Annotated in this window: 18 protein-coding genes and 4 pseudogenes; 13 read left to right on the top strand and 9 right to left on the bottom strand. The window is 54.8% G+C overall.

The genetic code is table 11. The features are described from left to right. Positions 1-285: 285 nt before the first annotated feature. The gene (locus tag CPJ18_RS22060) at positions 286-2,103 is read right to left on the bottom strand and encodes a methyl-accepting chemotaxis protein (RefSeq protein WP_103660033.1); all 1,818 of its coding nucleotides are present in this window, start codon (positions 2,101-2,103) and stop codon (positions 286-288) included. 854 nt (positions 2,104-2,957) lie between these two features. Here CPJ18_RS22060 and CPJ18_RS22055 point away from each other — a divergent pair. Beyond that, a complete protein-coding gene (locus CPJ18_RS22055) occupies positions 2,958-3,209 on the top strand; it encodes a hypothetical protein (protein ID WP_244554527.1) in 252 nt (83 codons plus the stop codon). 1,071 nt (positions 3,210-4,280) lie between these two features. On the opposite strand, the pseudogene CPJ18_RS27255 reads toward CPJ18_RS22055, so the two are convergent. The 3 genes and pseudogenes from CPJ18_RS27255 to CPJ18_RS22030 form a co-directional block, all read right to left on the bottom strand. After that, positions 4,281-4,464: pseudogene (locus CPJ18_RS27255) on the bottom strand (histidine phosphatase family protein); the annotation flags it as partial. After that, positions 4,460-5,209 carry a CPBP family intramembrane glutamic endopeptidase gene (locus CPJ18_RS27750; RefSeq protein WP_103660032.1) on the bottom strand — a complete coding sequence of 250 codons (750 nt, stop codon included), beginning with the start codon at positions 5,207-5,209 and terminating at the stop codon, positions 4,460-4,462. The pseudogene CPJ18_RS27255 and the gene CPJ18_RS27750, both read right to left, overlap by 5 nt. Before the next feature lie 42 nt (positions 5,210-5,251). Continuing rightward, the gene (locus tag CPJ18_RS22030) at positions 5,252-5,650 is read right to left on the bottom strand and encodes a DNA breaking-rejoining protein (RefSeq protein ID WP_103660031.1); all 399 of its coding nucleotides are present in this window, start codon (positions 5,648-5,650) and stop codon (positions 5,252-5,254) included. Between the two features lie 268 nt (positions 5,651-5,918). Here CPJ18_RS22030 and CPJ18_RS22025 point away from each other — a divergent pair, with 268 nt between their 5' ends. Further along, complete coding sequence (locus CPJ18_RS22025) at positions 5,919-6,608, top strand: permease (RefSeq protein WP_103660030.1); 690 nt, start codon at positions 5,919-5,921, stop codon at positions 6,606-6,608. Positions 6,609-7,091: 483 nt separating this feature from the next. Here CPJ18_RS22025 and CPJ18_RS27250 read toward each other — a convergent pair. Then, a pseudogene (locus tag CPJ18_RS27250) lies at positions 7,092-7,302 on the bottom strand (hypothetical protein); the annotation flags it as partial. 201 nt (positions 7,303-7,503) lie between these two features. Between CPJ18_RS27250 and CPJ18_RS22015 the strand changes: the two are divergent. Further along, a complete protein-coding gene (locus tag CPJ18_RS22015) occupies positions 7,504-8,610 on the top strand; it encodes a Fic family protein (protein WP_103660029.1) in 1,107 nt (368 codons plus the stop codon). 462 nt (positions 8,611-9,072) lie between these two features. On the opposite strand, the pseudogene CPJ18_RS22010 reads toward CPJ18_RS22015, so the two are convergent. From CPJ18_RS22010 to CPJ18_RS22000, 3 genes and pseudogenes are all read right to left on the bottom strand, one after another. Continuing rightward, positions 9,073-9,648, bottom strand: a pseudogene (locus CPJ18_RS22010) (transposase); the annotation flags it as partial. Positions 9,649-9,734: 86 nt separating this feature from the next. Continuing rightward, on the bottom strand, positions 9,735-10,373 hold the full coding sequence (locus CPJ18_RS22005) for a DUF1109 domain-containing protein (RefSeq protein WP_103660028.1): 639 nt from the start codon (positions 10,371-10,373) through the stop codon (positions 9,735-9,737). A 1-nt stretch (position 10,374) separates the two neighbouring features. Further along, positions 10,375-10,923, bottom strand: coding sequence for a sigma-70 family RNA polymerase sigma factor (locus tag CPJ18_RS22000; RefSeq protein ID WP_077123106.1), 549 nt, complete (start codon positions 10,921-10,923; stop codon positions 10,375-10,377). A 190-nt stretch (positions 10,924-11,113) separates the two neighbouring features. Here CPJ18_RS22000 and CPJ18_RS21995 point away from each other — a divergent pair, with 190 nt between their 5' ends. From CPJ18_RS21995 to CPJ18_RS21950, 10 genes and pseudogenes are all read left to right on the top strand, one after another. Further along, positions 11,114-11,377, top strand: coding sequence for a pentapeptide MXKDX repeat protein (locus CPJ18_RS21995; RefSeq protein WP_077104616.1), 264 nt, complete (start codon positions 11,114-11,116; stop codon positions 11,375-11,377). Between the two features lie 70 nt (positions 11,378-11,447). Next, entirely contained in the window at positions 11,448-12,290 is an 843-nt protein-coding gene (locus CPJ18_RS21990; protein WP_077123107.1) for a cytochrome b/b6 domain-containing protein, read from the top strand. After that, on the top strand, positions 12,287-13,063 hold the full coding sequence (locus tag CPJ18_RS21985; RefSeq protein WP_077123108.1) for a molybdopterin-binding protein: 777 nt from the start codon (positions 12,287-12,289) through the stop codon (positions 13,061-13,063). Before CPJ18_RS21990 ends, CPJ18_RS21985 begins: the two co-directional genes overlap by 4 nt. A 106-nt stretch (positions 13,064-13,169) precedes the next feature. After that, positions 13,170-13,799, top strand: coding sequence for a hypothetical protein (locus tag CPJ18_RS21980; RefSeq protein WP_077123109.1), 630 nt, complete (start codon positions 13,170-13,172; stop codon positions 13,797-13,799). Between the two features lie 611 nt (positions 13,800-14,410). After that, positions 14,411-14,914 carry a sigma-70 family RNA polymerase sigma factor gene (locus tag CPJ18_RS21975; protein WP_103660027.1) on the top strand — a complete coding sequence of 168 codons (504 nt, stop codon included), beginning with the start codon at positions 14,411-14,413 and terminating at the stop codon, positions 14,912-14,914. 105 nt (positions 14,915-15,019) lie between these two features. After that, a complete protein-coding gene (locus CPJ18_RS21970; protein WP_077104624.1) occupies positions 15,020-15,982 on the top strand; it encodes a FecR family protein in 963 nt (320 codons plus the stop codon). A gap of 118 nt (positions 15,983-16,100) precedes the next feature. Next, the gene (locus CPJ18_RS21965; RefSeq protein ID WP_103660026.1) at positions 16,101-18,521 is read left to right on the top strand and encodes a TonB-dependent siderophore receptor; all 2,421 of its coding nucleotides are present in this window, start codon (positions 16,101-16,103) and stop codon (positions 18,519-18,521) included. A gap of 56 nt (positions 18,522-18,577) precedes the next feature. Then, on the top strand, positions 18,578-19,456 hold the full coding sequence (locus CPJ18_RS21960) for an ABC transporter substrate-binding protein (protein ID WP_103660025.1): 879 nt from the start codon (positions 18,578-18,580) through the stop codon (positions 19,454-19,456). After that, on the top strand, positions 19,453-21,462 hold the full coding sequence (gene fhuB, locus CPJ18_RS21955; RefSeq protein WP_197710912.1) for a Fe(3+)-hydroxamate ABC transporter permease FhuB: 2,010 nt from the start codon (positions 19,453-19,455) through the stop codon (positions 21,460-21,462). The genes CPJ18_RS21960 and fhuB overlap by 4 nt, the downstream gene beginning before the upstream one ends. 34 nt (positions 21,463-21,496) lie before the next feature. Further along, a pseudogene (locus tag CPJ18_RS21950) lies at positions 21,497-22,266 on the top strand (ATP-binding cassette domain-containing protein). 240 nt (positions 22,267-22,506) lie between these two features. Here the strand turns inward: CPJ18_RS21950 and CPJ18_RS21945 are convergent. Beyond that, positions 22,507-23,148 (bottom strand): ATPase, encoded by a 642-nt coding sequence (locus CPJ18_RS21945; RefSeq protein WP_103660024.1) that lies wholly within the window; start codon positions 23,146-23,148, stop codon positions 22,507-22,509. Between the last annotated feature and the right edge of the window lie 8 nt (positions 23,149-23,156).

Genomic DNA, 23,156 nt, shown 5'->3' with positions numbered 1-23,156 from the left:
GCGTGAGAGACAGTAGACGGTTTGTATCCGGTGAAAACGTCCGAACAACCCGCAGCTTGCACCTCATCGCGGTGTTCTGTCATCCGCTTCGTAGAAACGTCGCAATGGAAATAATTTTTTATTCTAACAATGTTGAGCTTGCGTGCTTATTTGTCCCGACGAGTGCTGACTTTGAAGCAGCTGTTTGTGAAGCCAAGCTTGCTCGTCCGACAGTCGGGGGTTCTGAAGCCCAAGCAGGATATTTTCGCTCGGGTTTAAGAGATAGACGCTCCGTATGCCTGCCGCCTAGAATTCCTCCCAGCTTGCCTGTACCGCTGTGGCAGATGCAACATTTGGTGTCCGACGAGGTGCCGGGACAGTAGCTGGACGTTGTACTGGCGAGCGGGAAACGGTCGATGTTGCAGTCTTTAACGCAGCTGGCCTTTTGCTATCGATAAATCTTGTCGTTTGCGAGCGACTTACGCCGTCGAAACGGAACTGATCAAGTAATTCAAACAGCGCGGCAGCTTCCTTGGCCAGTTCATGGCTTGCCGCTGTTTGTTCTTCCACCATGGCAGCATTCTGCTGAGTGCCTTGGTCAACTGTATTGATGGCCCTGTTGATTTCGCTGAGGGCTGTCGACTGCTCACGTGAAGCCTCAACGATCGCTGAAATATCGCCATTGATGTTCTCGACGTGTGAGGCGATCTCTTGCAAAGCTGTACCCGCTTTCGTCACCAGCGTTACGCCGTTGCTGACAAAGGAACCAGATGCGGTGATGAGCGTCTTGATTTCTTTTGCAGCGGTCGCCGAGCGTTGAGCAAGTTCGCGCACCTCCTGAGCGACTACGGCAAATCCCTTGCCGGCCTCTCCGGCCCGCGCCGCTTCAACACCGGCATTCAAAGCCAGCAAATTCGTTTGAAACGCAATCTCATCTATCACGCCGATAATGTTGGAGATTGCCTTGGACGATGCGTCGATCTGATCCATAGCGCTGATCGCTTCACGAACGACATCGCCCGAATGGTTTGCATGGTCTTTGGTTCGGGCGACGAGGCGACCAGCTTCCTCAGCACGCTGGCTGGAGTCTTTCACGGTCGTGGTTATCTGTTCCAAAGCGGCAGCCGTTTCCTCGACAGAGGCCGCCTGTTGTTCTGTGCGCTTTGCCAGATCATCTGCAGACATACGGATTTCATTTGAGCCAGCGCTAATTGCTTGAGCATTCTCGGCAACCGCCGCCATCGCGAGCTTTAACTTCTGGGATGCAGAATTGAAGTCCGTTCTGAGTCGCTCCAGCGAGGGAATGAACGGGCGGTCGATCTGCTGCGATAGGTCGCCGTCAGCAAAACGCGTCAATCCTAGCGCTAACTGCTCGACATTTTCGACGCGACCTGTGACATCGGTTGCAAATTTGACGACTTTGATGATCTTTCCGCTAGGATCGAAAACGGGATTATAAGAGGCCTGGATATGGACGTGACGTCCATCCTTGCCAATGCGCAAAAATTCATCCGCGACATATTCACCCATGCGCAACCGGGTCCAAAATTCCAGATATCTCTGGGAGTTGGCCTCCGCCGGCTCAACAAACATGCGGTGGTGTTGACCAACGATCTCGTTCAGCGAATATCCAAGCGCTTTCAAGAAATTTTCGTTAGCGGCGAGGATTTTGCCTTCGGGCGTAAACTCGATTGTCGCCTGTGCGCGCGAAACGGCTGCAAGCTTTGCCCCGCTGTCAAGGCCATTCATCTTGGTCTGCGTGATGTCGTTTGCAAATTTGATGATTTTGAGCACTTTACCACTGGCACTTTTAACAGGGTTGTAATTGCCACGGATCCAAATCTCGTCGCCATTCTTGGCGATGCGTTTGAACTCGCTGCATTCAAAGGTGCCACCCCGAAGTTTTTGCCAGAATGCGGAATAGTCAGCGGAACCAGCATACTCTTTCTCTACGAAGATACGATGATGCTGTCCGACGATCTCTTGCTCGATGTATCCCATCAGGTCGCAGAAATTCTTGTTCGCTCTCAGGATCGTGCCGTCAGTGTCAAATTCGATGATGGCAAAAGAGAGGTCGAGTGCTGAGAGGACCTGATTGGAGTTGGAAGCAAAAAAATTGATCATCGCGCGCGCCTGGAATGAGGAAATTGCTGGCACGAATATAAACCAAGATAATTAATATAATTCGCTAACCTGAATGTCCCGGTTGGGTGACCGTCAAAATCGAGTTTGTCTGGCTCGTTGCCAATTTCGTTCGCATTTGACCGGCTGTTCACACGCATAGGCAAAAGTTAACCGACTGGATGGACTGAATGCAGTCCTACAGCCAACGGAAGCCTAACTCCGAGAGAGCCTGACCGAGCTGATCGCTTTTGTTGAAATGGACGGTGTAGGACTTGGGCCCAGCTGGAAATCAAAAAGACGCTTGTGAGTTTCCTAGATGCGTCGCAGGCTCAAAGCCGCTCCACGCCAGAACAGCCGCTCCTGCGAGGCGTGGGCAGTGCCGTGCTATATCTTTCGACCGCTAATCACCAAGGTTTGGGCATGAGTAATTTCCATTAGGAACCGTCATCGACGTCATCATTGGACGGATAATTTGTTCTCTTTACGAACGACCCGCGATCCAGGGTTCCTCTTTCAGAACGGTCAGCTCACGATGATGGGAATGGAAGCTGATGGTAGGACGATGACGCGGGCGTATCGATCTTCAGCAGTCCCTATGGTGACACGCTGGAGTTTTCCTCGACCGAGGCACCGCATGACCCGTTGACCTCTAAAGTGCAGGATCTGCGCAATGGCGACCACTTCTTAATCGGAAAGAAAGGAGAGGCCGACAGACCCGATTTGCCGCTCATTCCAACTAGCTTGACAAGCCGATCATGAGTTCTGCGCTAAACGGCTTACGGGAGCGGCTCGAGCTAAAGTTGGAGCAAGGTCACGACAATGCTATGCTACGCTTGGGACGAGGTAATGCGCTCATGAAGGATGGCGGCGCTGCCGGCGAGATCGCACATCCTGATCAAGCGACGGAGCATGATCTCGACTATTCTGCCGCATGGAAATCGTTGGGCGTTGCGCTGCGCTTTCTCGGCCGCCTTGATGATGCCGAGGTTGCTTGGATCATGGGTGTGGAGGTCGCGAAGCGGCGTGGTGACACCCAGACCGCACGGGAGATGAGTGTTTTCATTAGGCACCTGCAGCGTCTTAATTCGGAGCCATTTTCGCACTGATGCAACGATAGTGCAGGACCGATGTCGAATATCACATGAAATCGACGGTGGTTAATGATCCGCTTAAACCGAGAAGATTGGCAATCAGCACCGAACATTCACCCCTCTACTAACTGGCGTCCAGTTCTGCAGTGCGCTCCGCGACTTCTCTTTCCAGATCGGCCTTCCGCTGCTCGATCGCCGCGATTTCTTAGAGTTCGAGTGTCACGTTATAGGTTGTCAAAGGTTCGTGTCCTATCAACTTCGTGGAGTGGGGCGTCTGCTGTCGGCCGATATCTGCGTCGTTGGTGTCAGCGATGACCGAGAACGCCCGCTGTGGGCGGAACCCTGCCAAGGGAGCAGTTGGCCCGATCCGGAGACCGATAGGGTCAATATTGTAGTGATGATCGTTCTGCGGAAGAGATTTCATCGGCAAGCTCACAGCCGGTGTGCCTTGATTCCCGTCTTGAGATATTGTTTTTAAAAACAGGAATGTTGGGTTATCCGCCTGCCCACGCTGTAAACTCTGCCGCTCTGCGGATCGGCGTTGAAAACCACGTATCTGCGTTGAGGGCAAACCAAATCAAGGGATGTTTTGTGGCACTCAAGGATATCGGTTTTTCGTTGCACCTTATCTTTGGACACCACAGTGCGGTTTCGATCAAGGCTTTGGTTGCATCTGAACCCGTTTCGCGTCGCCATGTTCCTGGCGGTTTCCAGGGTAACGCCTACGGCATCCAACCTGTTCACGTCGCGATCGTGAATAAAATCCGGCACCTTCGTCAGTCCACATCCGCTGATACTCAAGCATAGGGCTATTAGCATTAAAAAACGGAGCATTTCCTCTCACTTATTGTGGTTGTCTGATGCCCTCCGTACACATTTGCACGTCCAGCCTCAAGGTGTCGTGCTTCTTATGGTGAGGTATGGCCTGGTCGGATTTTGAAAGTGATGTTGCAGCGGACCACGCGGACGAAACTCTACGCCCATGGCGGACCTCCAGCCCAAGTCTTCTGCAGTGCTTCAACAAATCGGCGCACCTTTGGCGAAACATGGCGACGGGTAGGATAAACTGCGCTGATAGGAGGTTCTTCACGGCCGAGGCTTTCCAGGACGGGGATAAGCCGGCCCTGCCGGATAGCCGAGCACGCTTACGCTCGCAGTGCCGAGGGCAAAATCAGCGCGGTGACCGGGGTGCCAGTCCGGGCCATCGTGCGGCTAGTACTCTTAGAAAATGCCCACTGGAAAACACGGCGATGTTGTCGGCTTCTCTACGCCTCCGGAGTGATCGGCACATGGCCAAGTTCGAGCACGAAAACGAAACCCGCCCAGTCGTTGATGATATGGGCGGCAGCCGAGACCCAGAGGTTTCTGGTGGCGATGTAGGCGAGCGTGAGGATGATGCGAGCAGACCCGATCCCGATCAGGGACTGAGCCCAATGCCAATCGTAGGTCGGCAGGTGCGCGGCTCCAAAGAGCAGTCCCGAGACGACGAGGGCAATCAGGATCCCTGACCTCCGCGACATGTGCAGATGCTTCACGCAAAGCCAGAGCACAGCAAGGAAGGGCAATATCCCGAACATTTCCTCGCCGAACAGTTGAATGCTGGTGGCGATGAATGCCTCCCCGATCTGCACGGCCGACATTGCCGCGATCGCGTCTGCAACCGGATTGGAGTGCAGCTCGAAAAACCTTTGCAGAACCCACCCGACAGCCATCGACCCCGCAAGTGTGGCTAATCCGAATAGCAACATGAGTACAAAAGATCGAAGATGGAGCGCACGGAAAAGACAGGTCCAGCGTCGCCCAGCCACGACCCTTAGAGCCAGAACCGGTATGGCGACGAATAGAAGCGTCGGAACGAGATTGTAGGGGAAACTGCGCAGCGGAATGAGGGTGAGCGCCAGGAATGCGACCAAGACTGATGTGACGAGAACGAGCCAGCCCGTCCCTTTGATCTCGACAGGCATGCCATCATAGAAGGGCAAATCCTGCCCGGATAACGTCCCTGACGCTTTCATGCCGTGTTCCCCCCAATACAACTTTCTCGATGTCTGGATTGACTATTCGACGTAGAGTGTGAGGTCGTAGGTTGCGGCCTCGCTTCTCCTCGCCGCATTGCGCATGAGATAGATGTCGATAAGATACTTTCCGCTTGAAGGGATCGTGATGGTTGTCCCGTTGCCGTCTATCGAGCTGTTATACATGGCCGCATCGGCACCCGGCGCGGTTATATTGAAATACAGGCTGGAATTCTTTGCATCGAGCTGGACTCTCATCTTCTGGCCAGCCGTGACAGAGAGCGAGTACTGGACGGTCTGGTAGCCTTTGACTGAAGACTTGATGGTGGACCTCGACGATGCCGCAGAGAAATGAACGACCTCGCGTCTAGTGTCATCCGCGAAGGACGGCACGGCAGCGAGAAGGGCTACACTCAATGTCAGGCTTTTCGTGATCCTCATCGATCGGCTCCTAGGGTCTTATGTTAGCACAAACTGATTTTCAACGTATCTATTCTGAAATCGTTGCGAGGGCTAGTTGTGCCTGAACCTCCGATCCCATCCTAGGGGCATTCTCGTCGTTACCCGGATCGCGAACATAATCAGTGGAGAGCATGCTCACGAAAATTATAAACGGTAATACCTGGAACCACGGCCACCGTGACGCACGCGGCTGTCGCTGGTAAAAGAGCGAACTTACACGTTTGCGTCTGATAGGAGGAATGAGCCTTTGGACTTCATGAAACTGCTGAAGTCGCTCGAAGAACTGCTCTACGAACTGGTGTCGTGGCTGGTGTTCTATCCTGTGACCATGTGGCGCTCCATCGTCAGGCCGCTGGAGATGATGCGCTACGCGGACACCGAACTGGCCGACAAGCCGGAAGACCAGTACGAGGACACCCTCAGTCCACCTCTGTTCCTGTTGATCACTTTGCTGCTGTCGCAAGGGCTCTCAAGTGCGCTGCCCTCGATCTACGATTCCACGGCCGCAGCCCGGGAACTCGGTTCCGCATCCAACCTCCTCATCGCGCGTGGGGTGATTTTCGGGATCTATCCCCTGTGCATGGCTGTGACGCTGCTGCGGTCTAAGAACATCAGGATCACACGCAACTCGCTTCGCCCACCATTCTTCAGCCAGTGCTATATTGCCGCTCCCTTCGCCTTCGTCCTTGTCCTCGGTTTCGATTTCTTCAGCATGCCGCGAGAGGAGGGAGCGCTCGCTGGCCTCATTACGATCGCTGTTACCAGTGTCTGGTATGCGCAGGCTCAGATCCGGTGGTTTATTCAGGATTTGGGAATGGGCGGGGCAAGGGCTATCTTCGTCTTTTTCGTCGCGTTCCTGTTTGCCACGGTCGCAGCTTCCGTTGTCGCACTTCTGATCACTCTTGATGCCAAAAGCATTGCTCCTGTATCCGGGTGACGAGCGGATTTCCATGCGGGACCTAATGGCAAGCAACCTATCGTCGCCGGAGCCATAGGAGCAATGCTAGGGAAATCAGAATTCCGACGACGGCCAATAGCACGAAATAGGCTCCGAGATGGAGCATGTCGGCTTCGGCTTGACAGAAGCCTAGGACAGCGGTCGCAGAGACCACCACCAGAGCGGTGACAGCCATTGATATCCAGAAGAGCATCCTGTCTCCACGATGTATGTGATCGGGGAGATTCAAAATCGGAACGCCCCGAACGACTGGGGTCCAGCCGACGGTCTGGCAGATAGAAGGTCGGATCAGTCTTTGCGATCAAAACGGGGCGTTCGTTTTGATGACCTTGCAGCGCCGGGTCCTCTGTGTGACGATCGTGTGCTCTGGAGGGTACCCATGAATCGCGGCGAAGATTTTGCACACATCGTCTACACGCTTCTCGTCGTTGAAAAGCAGAAGTCAGTCGAGGAGGCAGCCGTAGCCCCGATCCCACAGGCCTGACCGATCATCGTCCAGTCGATATGACCATTCATACACGCAGGCGATTTCCGGTAGATGATCAAACTGGCTAGATAAGGCCGTATTCTTCAACACTCGCCTGGATGCGATCGGAGCGAAACGAAGCTCGCAGAACTCCGAAATTTTCCGCTGAAAATGACGTGATGAAAGGTCGTGTTTGGTCATGGTCATTCCGTTTCTTTCGATACCAATGCCGAGGGCGAGCGGAAATAGGGTGCGCCCGTTAAACAAAATATGTTCAGGGTAAGTGCTCACCTGTTGATTGCTCCGTCTTGAAGGGAGAGCCGTAGTTTGTTGTGCTGAGCGATAGATGGGCTTGCAATAGCTCATTTATTGAATAATCATGAGTTATAGATTGGGGTGGTATCACTCATGAAATGGAACTGGCAAAAAACTGATTGGCCAAACTTCAGGTACGACACCGCAAGCGTGGTACCATTAGAGCAAAAATTCTTGCAATCCGCTGGCGAGGTTATCGGTGCCGTTCGACATTTCAACGAGGACGACAGCAACCAACTTCGCATCGACTTGCTGAGCGACGAAGCGGTCAAGACCTCAGAAATTGAGGGGGAATTTCTGGACCGCGTGAGTGTTCAGTCATCGCTCCGCCGGCAGTTCGGGCTAAGCACTGATGATAGACAGATCCGCCCACAAGAGCGGGGGATCGCCGAGATGATGGCGGATGTCTATCGAAGCTGGCATACGCCGCTGCGTCATGACGGACTGTCCCATTGGCATTCAATGTTGATGGCGGGAAACCGATACATTGAAACGGTTGGCGCTTACCGGACGCATGAACACGCCATGCAGATTGTGTCCGGTCGATTGGATAAGCCGACAATCCACTTCGAGGCTCCTCCGTCTCGCCAGGTTACCGGTGAGATGGAGACTTTCATCGCATGGTTCAATCAATCCGGGCCAGATGGCCAAACGTCGCTTCAAGCTTTGACGCGTGCAGCAGTAGGCCATCTGTACTTTGAAAGCATACATCCATTTGAGGATGGCAACTTCCGAATTGGGCGCGCGCTCGCTGAGAAATCGCTGGCGCAAAACGTAGGGCAGCCAAGCCTCATTTCACTCGCCTTTACAATTGAGAAGAGCCGGAAGGCCTACTACTCTGAGCTTGAGCGGCACCAACGTACGCTCGATATCACCGACTGGATCATTTTCTTTTCAGAAACGATCCTGGATGCTCAACGGGCGACGCTTGAGCGCATAGATTTCTTCATTCAGAAAGCAAAGTTCTATGATCGTTTTCGAGACCGGTTGAACGAGCGGCAGGAAAAGGTAGTCGCGCGTATATTCAAGGAAGGCACGGCAGGCTTCAAGGGGGGGCTAAGTGCCGAAAACTACATTTCTATCACAGAGACATCCCGCGCTACAGCAACACGCGACCTTCAGCAGCTAGTGGGGATCGGTGCAATGACGCGTACGGGTGAACGTCGGCATACCCGGTACTCGCTGTCACTGCAGAAATAAATTGCTGCTAGTTTAATGAACTCCACCAACGTTATTATCTACGTGAACGACTGTTCGATTCCATTCACATCAGGATTTTTGTCAATTGTTTATTCGAGTGGCATCGAATTTCTCCTTCTTAGGCGGATCCGCGGTCTGAGCCCATCGCTTTACCGGCTCGTTATCGAGCCTGTACAACCTCACATCCGGTCGCCGCTTCAACGGCAGACACCAATTTCCCGCTTTCGCGGGCGAGGGCTCAGGAGAACGGGACCAATCTCAAGACCGGCAGTTGAAGCCAAAAGGAATCCCGGTCCGTTCACCTGGATCCGTCAAGGCTGATCACGCTCTGAGGATTAGAATTTACTTCTCGCAGCCGTTTTATATGTCAGGCGGTTTTCATGATTGCACCTTCGATCACGACGCCTGAAGCAACATATTTCCAAAGCGCAACGAGCACCTTGCGGGCCAAAGCCACAGTCCTCGATTTACAGGCTCGTAATCTCGTATTCCCTGAGTGAAGAGCAGTCCCTTTATGCGATTGACGTGTAAGACATGTTCCGCAATCAGAGTTTTCCGCTCCCGCCCGATACGACGGTTGTCGTCCGCCTCGGGTGTAAGAAGTTCGACCATCGAGCACGCGCGGGGCTCGCCACGTTGCCATGCCATCAAAGCGCGGATCAGCGTTTTGCCGTCGATGCGCTCGGTCTTTGCCCGGCGATGGCGGCGGGGCATGGCAATCGATGCGGCCTCTACAATGTGGCTCTCTATCCAAGGTTCCTTGCTGAGCACTCGTCCTAGCCAAAAGCCATCCAGTCCGGCCTCCTGGATCACCACCATCGGATAAAGCTTGTCTTTACGCCGCGTGGCCTTCTGGCGAAGTGCGGCAAAACACAAGAATGGTCCGGCGGTGTCGCCTCCTGTAACTGTATGGCGAGACATCTTTTCGCTTCCTGGCCATAAAGCTGTCACGAGCCACGTCGATTTACTCAATTCCAACGAGACGAATAGTGCGCCCCTGACTCGCAAGCCCTCGCAGGCAAAAGTACTGTCGCCAATGCTGATGGTTCCAGACAGCTGCGATCCTACTCGCAACAAAGCGAACATCACTCTCACACAAGGTTTAATCATTGGACGGCGAATTCTCACCAGCGCAACAAGGATCGCCCGAGCATACCCCCCAGAAGCCCAGACAACGCGATCCCAAGTGTGTACCATAGGGAGACGAAAGTCAGGCCGTTTTCAATGCAGCCCCAGCTATAGACCCAGGCCCCGATTGAACCTGCTGTCAAGCCAGCAATGAGACCGGCGAGACGCGTGTGGGTGGGGGCGCCGCGTCGCAGGAACCAAAAGGTCGCTGCCATCAGCGGGGCACCGGATGCCAGGATGATCAGCGGGCAAAACCAGTAGGAAACGCCCGTCACCAGCTTGCGATACTCCTCAGGCGATGACGCCGTGTTGAGCTGTATAACGCCGATTGCGAAGACAAGCCCATAGATGATCAGCGCCGGGAGCGCCGCATCCACTGGCCTTCCACCGGGGCGCGCCACTTTCATCAGCGCAATGACGCCAACAATCGACAGAAGTAGCGGATAGGCGGATTTCACCCAAAAAACGGGCAGCGAAATAGCGTTAGAAATGTCGGGCCTCAAACCGTGGCCGAGCAGGATGAATGCTGCTGATAGTGCCAGGCCCGGCAGGATAGCAAGTACCAGCAACTTGCCCAGCGCGCCCTTGCGTACGGGCCGCAGGTCTCTCGCCAAGCCATCCATGAAATCATCCATCTTAGCCACGCTCGCCTCTCAATCTCGCAGCCAGTGCCTTGATACCCCGGTGGACACCGATCTTCACCATCGCCTCTGTCTTGCCACCGCTGGCGGCCGTTTCTGCAACCGAAAGGCCTTCCAGTCGCACCTGCCTGATCATCGTACCTTGCCAGGCGGGGAGACTGGCCAGCAGTCGGTTCACATCCATGGTAGCCGATACCGCGTCCTCGCTGTAGCCGTCCTCAATCTCCTCCACCGCCTCCAACCCAATGTGCGAACGGCGTCCGCTTCGTCGAAGGTGATCCACCAACTTGTGGCGGGCGATGGTAAAGAACCAGGCCGTGAACGGTCGGTCTCGGTCATATGTTATGCGTCGCTGGTGCAGCGAAAGCAGCGCATCCTGCACCAGATCATCAACATCGGCAGAAGCGGAACGGCCAATCCGCCGGGCATAATAATTTCTCAGCAGATGCCGCAGCATATCGAGCAGGCAGCGATATGCGACCTCGTCTCCGTCGAGAGACAAGAGCATCAGCGCTTTCAGTTCAGACTCGGTAAGCTGCTTCATGTCGTTTCCGTCTCATACGGGCCAGCACAAAAACAGTTACACGCCGGCGGAAATAAAAGCGAGGAAGGCGCGGATTAGAAAACGCGATCACATAGCCGTGATGACTGTAACCGCTTCGGCTGGCGGCCGAATGATCTCCTGTGAACCACAGCCGTGGAGTGCGGCGGGCACATCAACTGGGAGAAACACAATGACAATTCGGCTTTTCAGCACTGCCACCTTTGCAGCCCTTCTCGGCCTCTCGCTTGCGACCGGCGCAGCCCAGGCACAGACCAGCATGGACTCGATGAAGCAGCCCGACGCCATGAAGACCGACACGATGAGCAAAGATAGCATGAAGACCGACGGCATGAAGATGAGCGGTCGCAAGGCTGACTGTATGCACAAAGCGGGCATGGAAAAGAACAGCATGAAGAAATCCAACATGATGAAGTCCTGCGAGGCAATGAAGTAACCTCTCGGTGCCCTCGCATATTTGCGAGGGCACCGCGTCTAGACCGAACCCGTAGTCATGAGGAAAAGCCATGGACGCCTCCGCCAAGCCCGCCCCGACAACACGCATGCTCATCCGTCGTCATAGCCTGACCGTGCGCTTGTCACACTGGCTCAACGTTCTGTGCATGACTGTGCTCCTCTTCAGCGGCCTGCAAATATTCAACGCCCATCCAAACCTTTATTGGGGCCAGTACGGTGCCGATAATGATCCCTCCTTTATCTCCATGGAGGCGGTCCGGGACGGGGATGCTGTCAAAGGCGTTACTCGTATCGGTAGCCTTTCCTTCAATACGACAGGTGTGCTTGGCGTTTCCAATGTCGATGGCGAGCCGACCGCCCGCGGTTTTCCGGCCTGGGCAACGCTGCCGAGTTATCAGGACCTTGCCACCGGTCGCCGTTGGCACTTTTTCTTCGCATGGCTGTTCGTTATCAACGGGCTGATCTATATGGTCTACGGTTTCATCGCCCGGCATTTTCGCCGGGACTTACTGCCCCGTCGAGATGAGCTGACACCTGGCCATCTCGGCCACGAGATTGCCGACCACGCACGCCTGCGCTTTCCCAAAGGTGAGCAGGCCCGCCATTACAATGCGCTTCAAAAGCTCACCTATCTGCTGGTGATCTTTTTGCTGCTGCCGATGATGATCAGCACGGGCCTTACCATGTCGCCGGGGTTTGATGCTTTCGCGCCATGGCTGCTCGATCTGTTCGGTGGGCGGCAATCGGCACGCACGCTGCATTTCATTACCGCTAACGCACTTGTCGCCTTCGTTGTCGTCCATGTCGTTATGGTGCTGGTTTCCGGTGTCTTCAACAACATGCGTTCGATGATCACGGGCCGTTACGCCATTCATGTGGAGCCGAAGCCATGAGCCGCCTCATTACCCGCCGCCGCTTTCTGATTGGTTCAACACTGACAGCCTCGGCGCTTGGGCTCAGCGGTTGCGATGCGCTGGTCGAGAACCCCACGGTGCAACAGGCTTTGCGCATGGCCGAGGGGCTAACGATGCGCACACAGCGTCTGTTGCTCGGGGATAACACGCTGGCGCGGGAATTCACCGTGGCGGACATCTCACCGACCTTTCGCGCAAACGGCACCAGCATGCCCGATAGCCCGCAATATCAGGAATTGCTCAACCAAAAATTCTCGCAATGGCAACTGGAAATCGGCGGCCTAGTCGAAAAGCCGACAAAACTGTCGCTTGCCGCGCTGAAGGCGATGCCATCGCGGACGCAGATCACCCGCCATGACTGCGTCGAAGGCTGGAGCGCCATCGGTCAGTGGACCGGCGTGCCGCTCGGTGCACTTCTGGCCAAGGTGGGGTTGAAGCCGGAAGCCCGCTACATCGTCTTCCACTGCGCCGACGAATACGAAAAGTCCCTTGATGGCAGCGGCTGGTATTACGAAAGCATCGATCTTGTCGATGCGTTCCATCCCCAGACCATCCTCGCCCATTCCATGAACGGTCATGATCTGGAAGTGCCGCATGGCGCGCCGCTCAGGCTGCGGGTCGAACGGCAGCTTGGTTACAAGCAGGCGAAATACCTCATGCGCATGGAAGCCGTCGCCGATCTATCGGGCATCTACGGCGGTAATGGCGGCTTCTGGGAAGACCGCGGCTACGAGTGGTACGCCGGCATCTGATGTTCATTAGGCCGGCAGGATTTGCCGTCTCTTGTGAAAAACCGGCGGATTTCCAACCCGCATCTGCCGGTTGTTTTAAACGATAGGGCTCTGAAAGGAAGAAGATATGCTATCCATTTCCAAGATTATTTCCAGAACCGGCACATCGGTCATCGCAGGTACGCTGCTGGCCATGTCTGCGGGCTTCGCAGCGCAGGCCGCCGATCAGGTGCGGGTTCGTGGCACCGTCGAAAGCTTCGAGGGTAAAACCCTATCGGTCAAGACGCGCGAAGGCACGGACGCGAAGATCATGCTCAAGGATGACTGGAAAGTTTCGAGCGTCGCCAAAGCCTCGGTCGACGACATCAAGCCGGGCGATTTTGTCGGAATTGCTTCGATGCCAACTGCAAGCGGTGGTGACGGCGCGCTCGAAGTGCTGATTTTCCCAGCCGCCATGAAGGGCACCGGCGAAGGCAGCTATGCCTGGGATTTGAAGCCTAACAGCTCCATGACCAATGCCACTGTCGCCGATGCGGTCAAATCGGTCGATGGCCGCACCGTAACAGTCTCCTATAAGGGCAAGGAAAAGAAGATTTCGATCCCTGACGGTACGCCGGTCGTGACATTCGCGCCTGCTACCGAAGCCGATCTCAAGGCAGGTGCCACCGTGTTCGTGCCATCTGAGAAGGCAGCCGATGGCTCGATGTCGAGCGGTCGTGTCGTTGTCGGCACCAATGGCGTCGTTCCACCGATGTAAAAAAAACTTGTCGGAATTAGAGAGTGGCGGTTAGAAATTTCCGCCATTCAAAGTGTTCATGACGTCAAAACATATTCAGAAACTCTTACATTTTAGTATCGGTTCATGTGTCTTCGGTTCGTAACCGTTCAAGGCGATTACCAATCATTTTGACCCGATGCAAAGTAGCTAGCACCTGATCGAGTTCCCCACTTCAAGTGTCTATATATCTGTCATCGCTTTGTTGCGTAAGCGCAACGGTGAGCCAAGAAACGCGTGATTGATAAACGACATAGCTACAGATGCATCCATTCAGGCTTCCTATCGCTGAATGCCTATCTATTTGAAAACTTGATAATTCTACACATGTTTCTTCTAATTTTGAAAACACGCCATTCTTGTAGACTAGAACCACTCTAAGAAACTAAGCTTGCAGCATGTTTACACAGGGGATTAAAGCATTGGAATGTCTCGCATAACGATGGGACTCCAAACTTGAAGCCGCGAAAATGAACAAACTGATACGTGTTACTAACTCAAATAAGGCAAGCCACGGGCTTGATGTGGTCTCAACATGTCGTCTGGTGGCTTCAGAAAATAGTTCGTATGTCGCCAGAGAAGGCCACCGTTAATTGGCCTGGGATGTGCACGGACTTTTCCTTCGCCATGCAAACGGCATTGCCCGTTCACTGCGCAGGCGCGGGCTAAGCGAAGAGACGGCTGCTGACATTACCCAGGACACGTTTCTGCGCGTACTTTTGGTGCCACCGGCAGAAAATGTCACCAATTCCAATCCGGCGGCTTATCTTTATCAAGTGTCACGCAATCTCGGCATAAATCATCAGCGGCGGGAATGCCTGATGGACACGGTCGATCTTGGCGATGAAAGCGTTACAAATATCGTCGATCCATCTCCGCTTCCTGACACGGTGGTATATGACCGTCAGAGGCTGCGGCTCACAGAGGAAGCGCTTGCGGAACTTCCGGAGCGCACACGCCGCGCATTCGAATTGCACAGACTGGGTGAGCGCACCATCAGTGACGTCGGGCAGGAAGTCGGGTTGTCCACCTCGCGCACGTGGGCTTTGATCCGGGACGCATATCGCCATATTGTGATACGAACCGGCGGGATGTGATTTATTTTGGTTGCATCAAGAGAAAATCGCGGTGCTTCGTTTGTAGTAGATGCTAAGGGCAATGCGCAATGACATCGCTTTGGTGCCTGAAACCGGAAAACACGCATGAATGTTGCTGCGCCAGATCCCCAAAGACTGCTTGATGAGGCCATTGATCTCGTCATTCGTTTGCAGGTAGATCCCGGCAATTCAGTAACCCTCGAAATGATCAGGACATGGCGCAAGCGTGGCCCTGAATATGAGGAGGCCTGGTCCAGTGTGGCAGATGCCCACGGTATGAGTGGCAAGGTTCTGACCGACCGCGCAACGGCCGAAAACCGCAAAAGACTAGGACTGACGAGGCGCAATTTTGTCATTGGTGGCACTGTCGGTCTTGGCGCGGCACTAGCCGGGACAATCTATGGACCTTCCATAATTCTCCAGGCCAAGGCAGATTACTTTACCGCAAAAGGTGAAATCCGCGATTTCCAGCTCCAGGATGGAAGCGTTGCGACACTTGGGCCAGACAGTGCAATTGCCGTGAATTACACGCCCGAAAAACGTGGTATCGACCTTCTTTCAGGCATGTCCTTTTTTGATGTCGTCCGAGACCCCCGCAGACCCTTCGTCGTTCAGACCGCTGGCTTGACCGCAACGGCAATTGGAACAGCTTTCGATGTTGCCAATGATGCAGGCATCCTGACAATCTCTGTCGACCACGGCATCGTAGAGGCCCGCACATCGGTGTCGTCGCGGGAAACCGGCGAGCGGTTGAGACAGGGAGAGTGGCTGTCCTTTGATCCCTCGTCGGACGGCATCCAGCGTGGAACGCGCGATTTGGCGCAGATCGCTGTGTGGCGCGATAATGTTATTGTGGCCGAGCGGGAAACTGTATCGGCCCTCATCGCGAGGATCAGTCGTTGGTATCCTGGTAGGATCGTGATCGCTGACCCGTTTGTCGGATCGCAGCGGATCAGCGGCCTCTTTGACCTTCGCAATCCCCAACGCGCGCTCGAGGCCGTGGTGCTTCCGGCTGGCGCGCAGGTCAGACGTATATCGTCCAATTTGACGATCATTTCGCCCGTCTAAAAATAATTCCGAAAAAAAGAGAAAAAATCGGAGCCCCGTTTGTAATAGCTACAGGGGTTACGATACCGACGCTTACGGCACGCACCCCTTAACACGATCGAGCAGGAGAATAGGGGCTATGGTGCAGTTGTCGGGGAACGGACGTAAAACAAATGGCAAACGCAAAGCGCTGATTACCACGCTGATGATGAGCACCAGTATCGGCTTGGGCATCGGTGTGACGGCAAGGACGGCATTCGCGCAGGCGGCGGCGCAGACGAATTTCTCGATCAATGCCGGACCGCTCAATCAAGCTCTGATGACATTTGGTCGCCAGACAGGCCTTCAGATCACCTATCTCGCATCAATTGCCGCTGGAAAATCGTCGCCCGGTTTTTCTGGAAACGCGACACGCGAGCACGCGCTTGCCAGCATTCTGAAGGGTTCGGGCCTGACATATTCCTTCCCGAATGCGACGACCGTGGCGATCGCCGCTTCTGGGCCGCTTGCTTCGGGAGCGAATGTCTCGATCGATGGATTGACTGTGCTGGAGACCATCATCGTTGATGGAGCCACAAACGGTGTAAACAGCTTCGTGGTGGCGAATAGCTCTTCCGGAACAAAAACGAATGCACCTCTTGTCGAAGTGCCACAATCCATTTCCGTTGTAGGTCGAAAACAGATCGACGCACAGAACGCGCAATCCGTTTCCGAAATCCTACGATATGTCCCCGGTGTGACGATCGAAACCTATGGCCCTGATCCAAAAGGCTATGACTGGATCATGATGCGCGGTTTTAACGCCCAGTCCACCAGTTCCTATCTTGACGGGCTGCGCCAGATTTCGAGCGGTTACAGCTTCTTCCGGACCGACCCTTATCAGCTTCAATCGGTAGAAGTACTGCGAGGTCCATCATCTTCGCTCTACGGTCAAAGCGATGCCGGCGGCATCGTCAACAAGATTTCGAAGAAGCCGACAGACACACCGGTCCGCGAGGTCGAGGTTGAATATGGTAGCAACCAGCGTGCACAGGTCGGGTTCGATCTTGGTGGTCCGGTTAATGACGACAAGTCCGTCATGTACCGGGTGACCGGCGTTGCACGGAACAGCAACACGCAATTCCAGTATTCCGATGGGACCGATATTGGCGACGACCGGCTGATGATCGCGCCTTCGGTCACATGGGCGCCGGATTCAGACACGTCGCTCACCGTCACTGGGCAGGCACTGCGCGATAAGAGTGGCGGCACAGTCCTGATGTTCACGCCGACCAATACGCTGATAGGTGATCATACCTTCAACAAAAGTGTCCAGGAACAGGGGACGATCGGATACGAGTTTTCCCACCGCTTCAGCGACACGTGGACCGTTCGTCAAAACCTGCGTTACGGCCACGCAGAATTCAAGCTCGACAATCTTCTGGCCACCGGAATGGATGCTTTCGGCAATCTAATCCGCGGCACCCGCCGCTTTGATGAGAGCCTCGATGCGCTGACGATAGACAATCAGGCGCAGGCAAACTTCGACACCGGAGCTTTTGCGCATGAACTGCTGCTGGGCCTGGACTATGCGCGCTCGGACGCCGATGTGAAGCGTTATAGCGGATCGGCTCCTTCGCTAAATCCGAACAACCCGGTCTATGGCGTCGGCATTCCGCAGCCCACCACCGCATTCGCCAATTACAAGGAAAAATATCAGCAGATCGGGCTTTACGCGCACGACCGGATTAATCTGACGGATAACTTAATTGCAACGATTGGTGGTCGTTACGATTGGGTTGACATCGACACGAACAATCGACTCTCAAGCACGAATTCGTCTCTTGACGTCGGCAATTTCAGCGGTCGGGCCGGGCTAAGCTATAAGACGCCGTGGGGCCTTGTTCCCTATGTCAGCTACGCAGAATCCTTCGTGCCAAACACCGGCGTCTCTTCCTCCGGTACTGGCTTCGACCCATCGACCGGACGCCAGTGGGAAGTCGGCGTAAAATATGAACCGGTGGGCATCGATGCGCTGTTTACGGTGGCATGGTTTGATATCGTCAAGTCGAACGTATTAACGCCAGAGCGGGACGGTGCCGGCGCGTTGACTAATTTCTTTGTCGCAACCGGCGAAGTGCAGTCACGCGGTGTGGAGTTGGAAGGCAAGTTCAGCATCGCAAATGGCTGGGACCTGACAAGCTCCTATACCTGGACAGATGCCGAGATTACGAAGGACAATTCAGGATTTGTAGGCAAGACACCCTATCTGGTACCTGAACATCAGGCCTCCGCCTGGCTGAACTACACCGTTTACGACGGCGTGCTGGAGGGTCTGTCGATCGGTGGTGGTGTACGGTATGTCGGCGATAGTTTCGGTGACAACGCCAACACCGTGAAGGTGGATGGCCGTACCCTGCTCGATCTGGGAGCCAGCTACAAGGTGAGCGATAACGCAACCGTTTCTCTCAACGCCACCAATGTGTTCGATAAGAAATATTACACGACATGCGAAGACAGTATGTCTTGCTATGAAGGTGATCGCCGTAGTGTTATCGGTCGCCTCAAGGTGAATTTTTGAGGTCGCCGGTTGTAACAAATAATTTGTTTCCGGGCGGTTCGCAGCCCGGATACGCCATGCAGTCGCGTAGACATTTTCTGGCTCTCTCGCTTGTCTCCTTGATTGGAATGCGAAGCAATGCGTTTGCCTCGGGCAATGTTTCCCGCATCGTTGCGATAGACTGGGCAGCGGCAGAATCCTTACTGGCTCTGGGCGTTACACCAGCGGCTGTTTCGGACACCGGATATTTCCGCCAGAGAATGCCGCTGCCGCTTTCGGATAATGTTCTTGATATCGGTCCATTCTGGGAGATCAACCGCGAGCTTCTTGCCGAAATCGCGCCCGATCTGATCCTGATAAACAGTGCCAGTCTCATCATGACCCCAGATATCGCCCGTATTGGCCGGGTAGAAACCGTTCCGGAGAACATTGCCGCTGGAGACCGCTACGATCTCTCAATCGACATTCTGCATCATGCCGGAAAGGCCGCAGGAGTTGAGCCGTCCCGAATGGATGCCATTGCAGCGCAAGGGATTACGCACTTTGCAGCGTTGCGTGCACGACTGCCCAGCCGGTCCCGGCGTGTGTGCGTCCTGCTACCAGACCAGACGGGTCGAGGCGTTGTCGTTTACGGAAAAGGCAGCCTGCCAGATGCTGTCCTGCGAAGGCTTGGACTTGAGAACGCATGGCAAGGGCCGGTCAATGCAGCAGGCGTATTCCAGACCGGTTTCGATGCGCTGTTCGAAATGGAAGAGGACATTTTCGTTCTGATCGATATTCCGGTATTGAGGCAGCAGACGACCAGAGGCCTGGAGAAAAGCGCCCTGTGGCAGGCGCTTCCGGCTGTCGGACAAGGCCGAACCTATTGGATTAGACAGTTTTATCCATTTGGCGGGTGTATTTCTGCCTTACACCTCGCGGTTTCCATGACCTCAGTGCTGGAGGGAGCGGGTTGATAAAGAGCACACCGTCAGCATCCAACAGCCTGCCACGAAATGGTACGGTCTTTTTTCTGCTCATCGCTATTACGGCATCAGCACTTGCCCTGAACGGACTTGGCCATTCCCTGCCACCCGCGCAGTGGTGGGCGTTTCTCAGCTCTGCCAAAATCTCAACGCCATCTGAAGCGCTAGTGTATTATGGATTGCTGCCCCGCATAGTCGTGGCTCTTGTCGCAGGTTTCGCCCTTGGACTTGGTGGCACCGTCTTTCAGCAGGTTCTTGACAATCAACTGGCCGAACCGGGTCTCCTCGGCGTCTCGTCCGGTGCAGGTCTGGCTTTGGCTGCCAGCCTCCTCTACGCACCGCCATTGTGGCGCTCCGGCCCCGAAGTCGTTGCGCTGGCAGGTGCCGGATTGGCGCTTATGATGGTTCTCGGCGTGGCTTTCGGGCGGGGCATGGCCTCCAACACTCTCATTCTGGCAGGTGTCGTCGTCAATTTATATTGCGGCGCTCTGTATTCGCTTCTCGTCTTGTTCAATCACGATTTCCTCACCGATCTTCTGCGTTGGCAGGCCGGGTCGTTGCAACAGAGCGGCTGGCGCGGCCTCACCATGTTGCTTCCACAGGTCGCTGTCATCTCCGGCGCTGTTTTCCTCATGCAGCGACCGTTGACGCTTCTTTCGCTTGGGGATGGAACGGCGAAGACGCTCGGTGTGTCATCAACAACGATGAAGATCGTTGCTCTGGCCTGCGCCTCCATGCTTGCGGCTTTCGTCACGGCAAATTTCGGGATCATCGGCTTTATCGGTCTGGCTGCGCCCGCGCTGGCAAGGACGCTCTGGCCGAACAACAATACCAGACTTTTGCGGTCTGCCGTAACTGGTGCCGTGCTGTTGCTGCTTGCGGATCAACTCGTGCGCCTTCTGTCGCAATATGCTGGCGATATTCCAGTGGGAGCCGGAGCCGGGCTTTTAACCGGGCCTTTGCTTGTTTCTCTTGCTCTGCGTAATCGTAAGCCATCGCTGCCGCATCATGACATCGCGCCTATACAGTCATCGATCAAAATCCGGTCCACCGCACAGTTGACAGGAATTCTGGCCGTCCTCCTCATCGCCGTGACGATCATGGCGTTCTTTGTCGGGCAGTCACAAATGGGATGGCAGGTCGCTACGCTTTCCGATATGGAGCCAGCCGTGAATTGGCGTCTGCCACGCGTTCTTGCCTCCGTTGGTGCAGGCGCATGTCTGGCAATCTCCGGGTTTATTCTTCAGCGCAGTTTGCGCAATCCTCTTGCCAGTCCCGATCTGCTAGGGATCGGCCATGGCGCCGGTCTTGGTTTGGCCTTTGCCATCATCCTGCTGCCTGCAGCCAGCATCTGGTCGAAATTCGCTGTGGCCTCGGTCGGTGCCGTCTTCGTGCTGGGCCTCGTCGTGCTTCTTTCTTGGCGCAACGCCTTCCATCCCGAACGAACCCTGCTGATCGGCGTCGGTCTCGGCAGCACGATGAATTCGCTGTTGGTTCTTGTGCTCGCTGGCGGCGGCCCGAAAGCTGCCGCTCTGTTAAGCTGGTTTGCCGGGTCTACGGGCGGTGTTAGCCTTGACGAGGCGCTTGCTGTAAGCGTGGTCGCAATCCTTACGCTCATATCTGGCGTCCTGTGCCATCGTTGGCTGGAGGTGTCCTCTCTAGGTGATCCGACTGCTACCAGCCTCGGTGTGCCGATGAAGACATCCCGCGCGTTGGTGCTGGTGACGGCCTCGATCGCAACTGCTGCCGCCACAATCGTCATCGGTCCATTGAGCTTTATTGGCCTCATGGTGCCGCATCTTGCAAAGATGATCGGATTTCGTCGGGTCGCAGACTCCCTCGTTGGATGCGCTTTGCTTGGCGGCTTGCTGATGGTGTTTTGCGACTGGTTAGGGCGCAATCTGATTTGGCCGTGGCCAATGTCGCCAGGGCTGCTGGCCGCATTCATAGGTGGGCCACTGCTTCTTTGGCTCATTCAGCGAAACGAACGAGGATGACGAACCAGCGTTTCAACAGGCAGGAACATGTAAGATGAGTTTCGAATTGGCAGAGGTCAGTTTGCGTGTGGGTGATAATACGCTGCTTGACACTCTCACGCTCGATTACAGCAGGGAAAAACGATCGGACTGATCGGCCACAACGGTTCCGGGAAATCCACCCTGCTGAAACTTCTGGCCCATCAAGTCAAACCAACCGCAGGCCGGTTGCTGTTTCAAGGAAAGCCCCTTGAGAATTGGGGCGGGCGTCCGCTGGCACGCAAGATTGCCTATCTGCCGCAACATATGCCGGCGACGTCGGGAATGTTGGTCAAAGAACTCGTGGCACTGGGTCGATACCCATGGCATGGAGCACTTGGACAGTTTGGAACGACTGATCGTGATAAGGTCGAGCAAGCCATAGCTCTGACCGATACTGGAGCGCTGAAGGAGCGGCTGGCCGACACGCTGTCGGGCGGCGAACATCAACGTGTGTGGCTCGCGATGCTTGTGGCGCAGGATGTGGAGTGTCTGTTGCTCGATGAGCCAATCTCGGCGCTCGACATTGCCCATCAGATCGAAGTCCTGTCACTCATCCAAACGCTATCCAGAGAGAAGGGGATTTCTATTGTCTTGGTTCTGCACGACGTCAACATGGCAGCTCGCTTCTGTGACGATATCATTGCCCTGCATTCCGGCAGGCTTATAGCGCGGGGAGCGCCGGAAAAAATTATGACAACGGAAGAATTGAAGCGTATCTATGGAATTTCGATGCATGTGATTGTCCATCCACAAACCGGAAAAGCGATTGCACTAGCTTCATAAAGCGACGGCGGTGTGAAAAGACGACAGTCTACTGTGGTAAGCGAATGGTCGACGTTGCCCGAGACCGCATGCCGTAAGAGTTATTTTCCCTTCCTCGTCAAAGGACTGCGTACGACCTCATGCGTTCGGCTGTACTTGGGACAGCACTGTGATGAAGAGCGTTTGCGTGAAAAACGCCCAATTTCCCAAGAGATGGTCATCGCTCATTTTTGCCAGCAGGCATTGAATGCTGAAACGCTTCTAACCATGTTTCTCCAGTGCCTTGTTGCCCTTGTGCGTAGATCGGAAGCCCTCCTGCACGCGGACGAGATCGTAAGCCTCGCAGACCTTGGCGGTCATCTGAACGTGCAGCTCTTGACTGTCGTCGATGTCGAACGACTGGACCACCCCGGAGCTGATCGCGATGACCTCATGAGGTTCCAGGCTGCTGTTATCGATCAGCGGGACTTCATCCGCGATCCTCAGGGCCTCGGTCAGCTTCATCAGCGATCCTTTATGCCTGCGGATGTTTTCTTCAGGAATGTCATGACCGCCCTTGAGGACACGCTGCCTAACGCGCTCGACATTCGTCTCAACGGAATCCGGGGCGACGTAATACAGTCCTACTGTGAACCCAGCCTGCTTTGCTTCCTGCATCAACCGTATTGATTGCTGGCTGCTCAGTGTCGTCTCGAAGATAAAGCTTTGCCGGGTTCTTTTCATCTCGCCAATTTTCATGAGTGCGGCACTGCCAGCCTGCATGTCGGTCGATCTGCCATTGCAGTCCGAGGGAATCGCCTTGGCGATTTTATCAGCGTTGATCCAGACACCTTCAAGATCGAGCTTCGTGAACACGGAAGACTTGCGGGAGCCATTCGACCCTGCAAGGAGGATGCATGACAATTCCGGCC

This window comes from Agrobacterium rosae, assembly GCF_002915175.1.
In the GTDB taxonomy this organism is placed as follows: domain Bacteria; phylum Pseudomonadota; class Alphaproteobacteria; order Rhizobiales; family Rhizobiaceae; genus Agrobacterium; species Agrobacterium rosae.
This window is presented reverse-complemented; position numbering and strand designations above follow the sequence as displayed.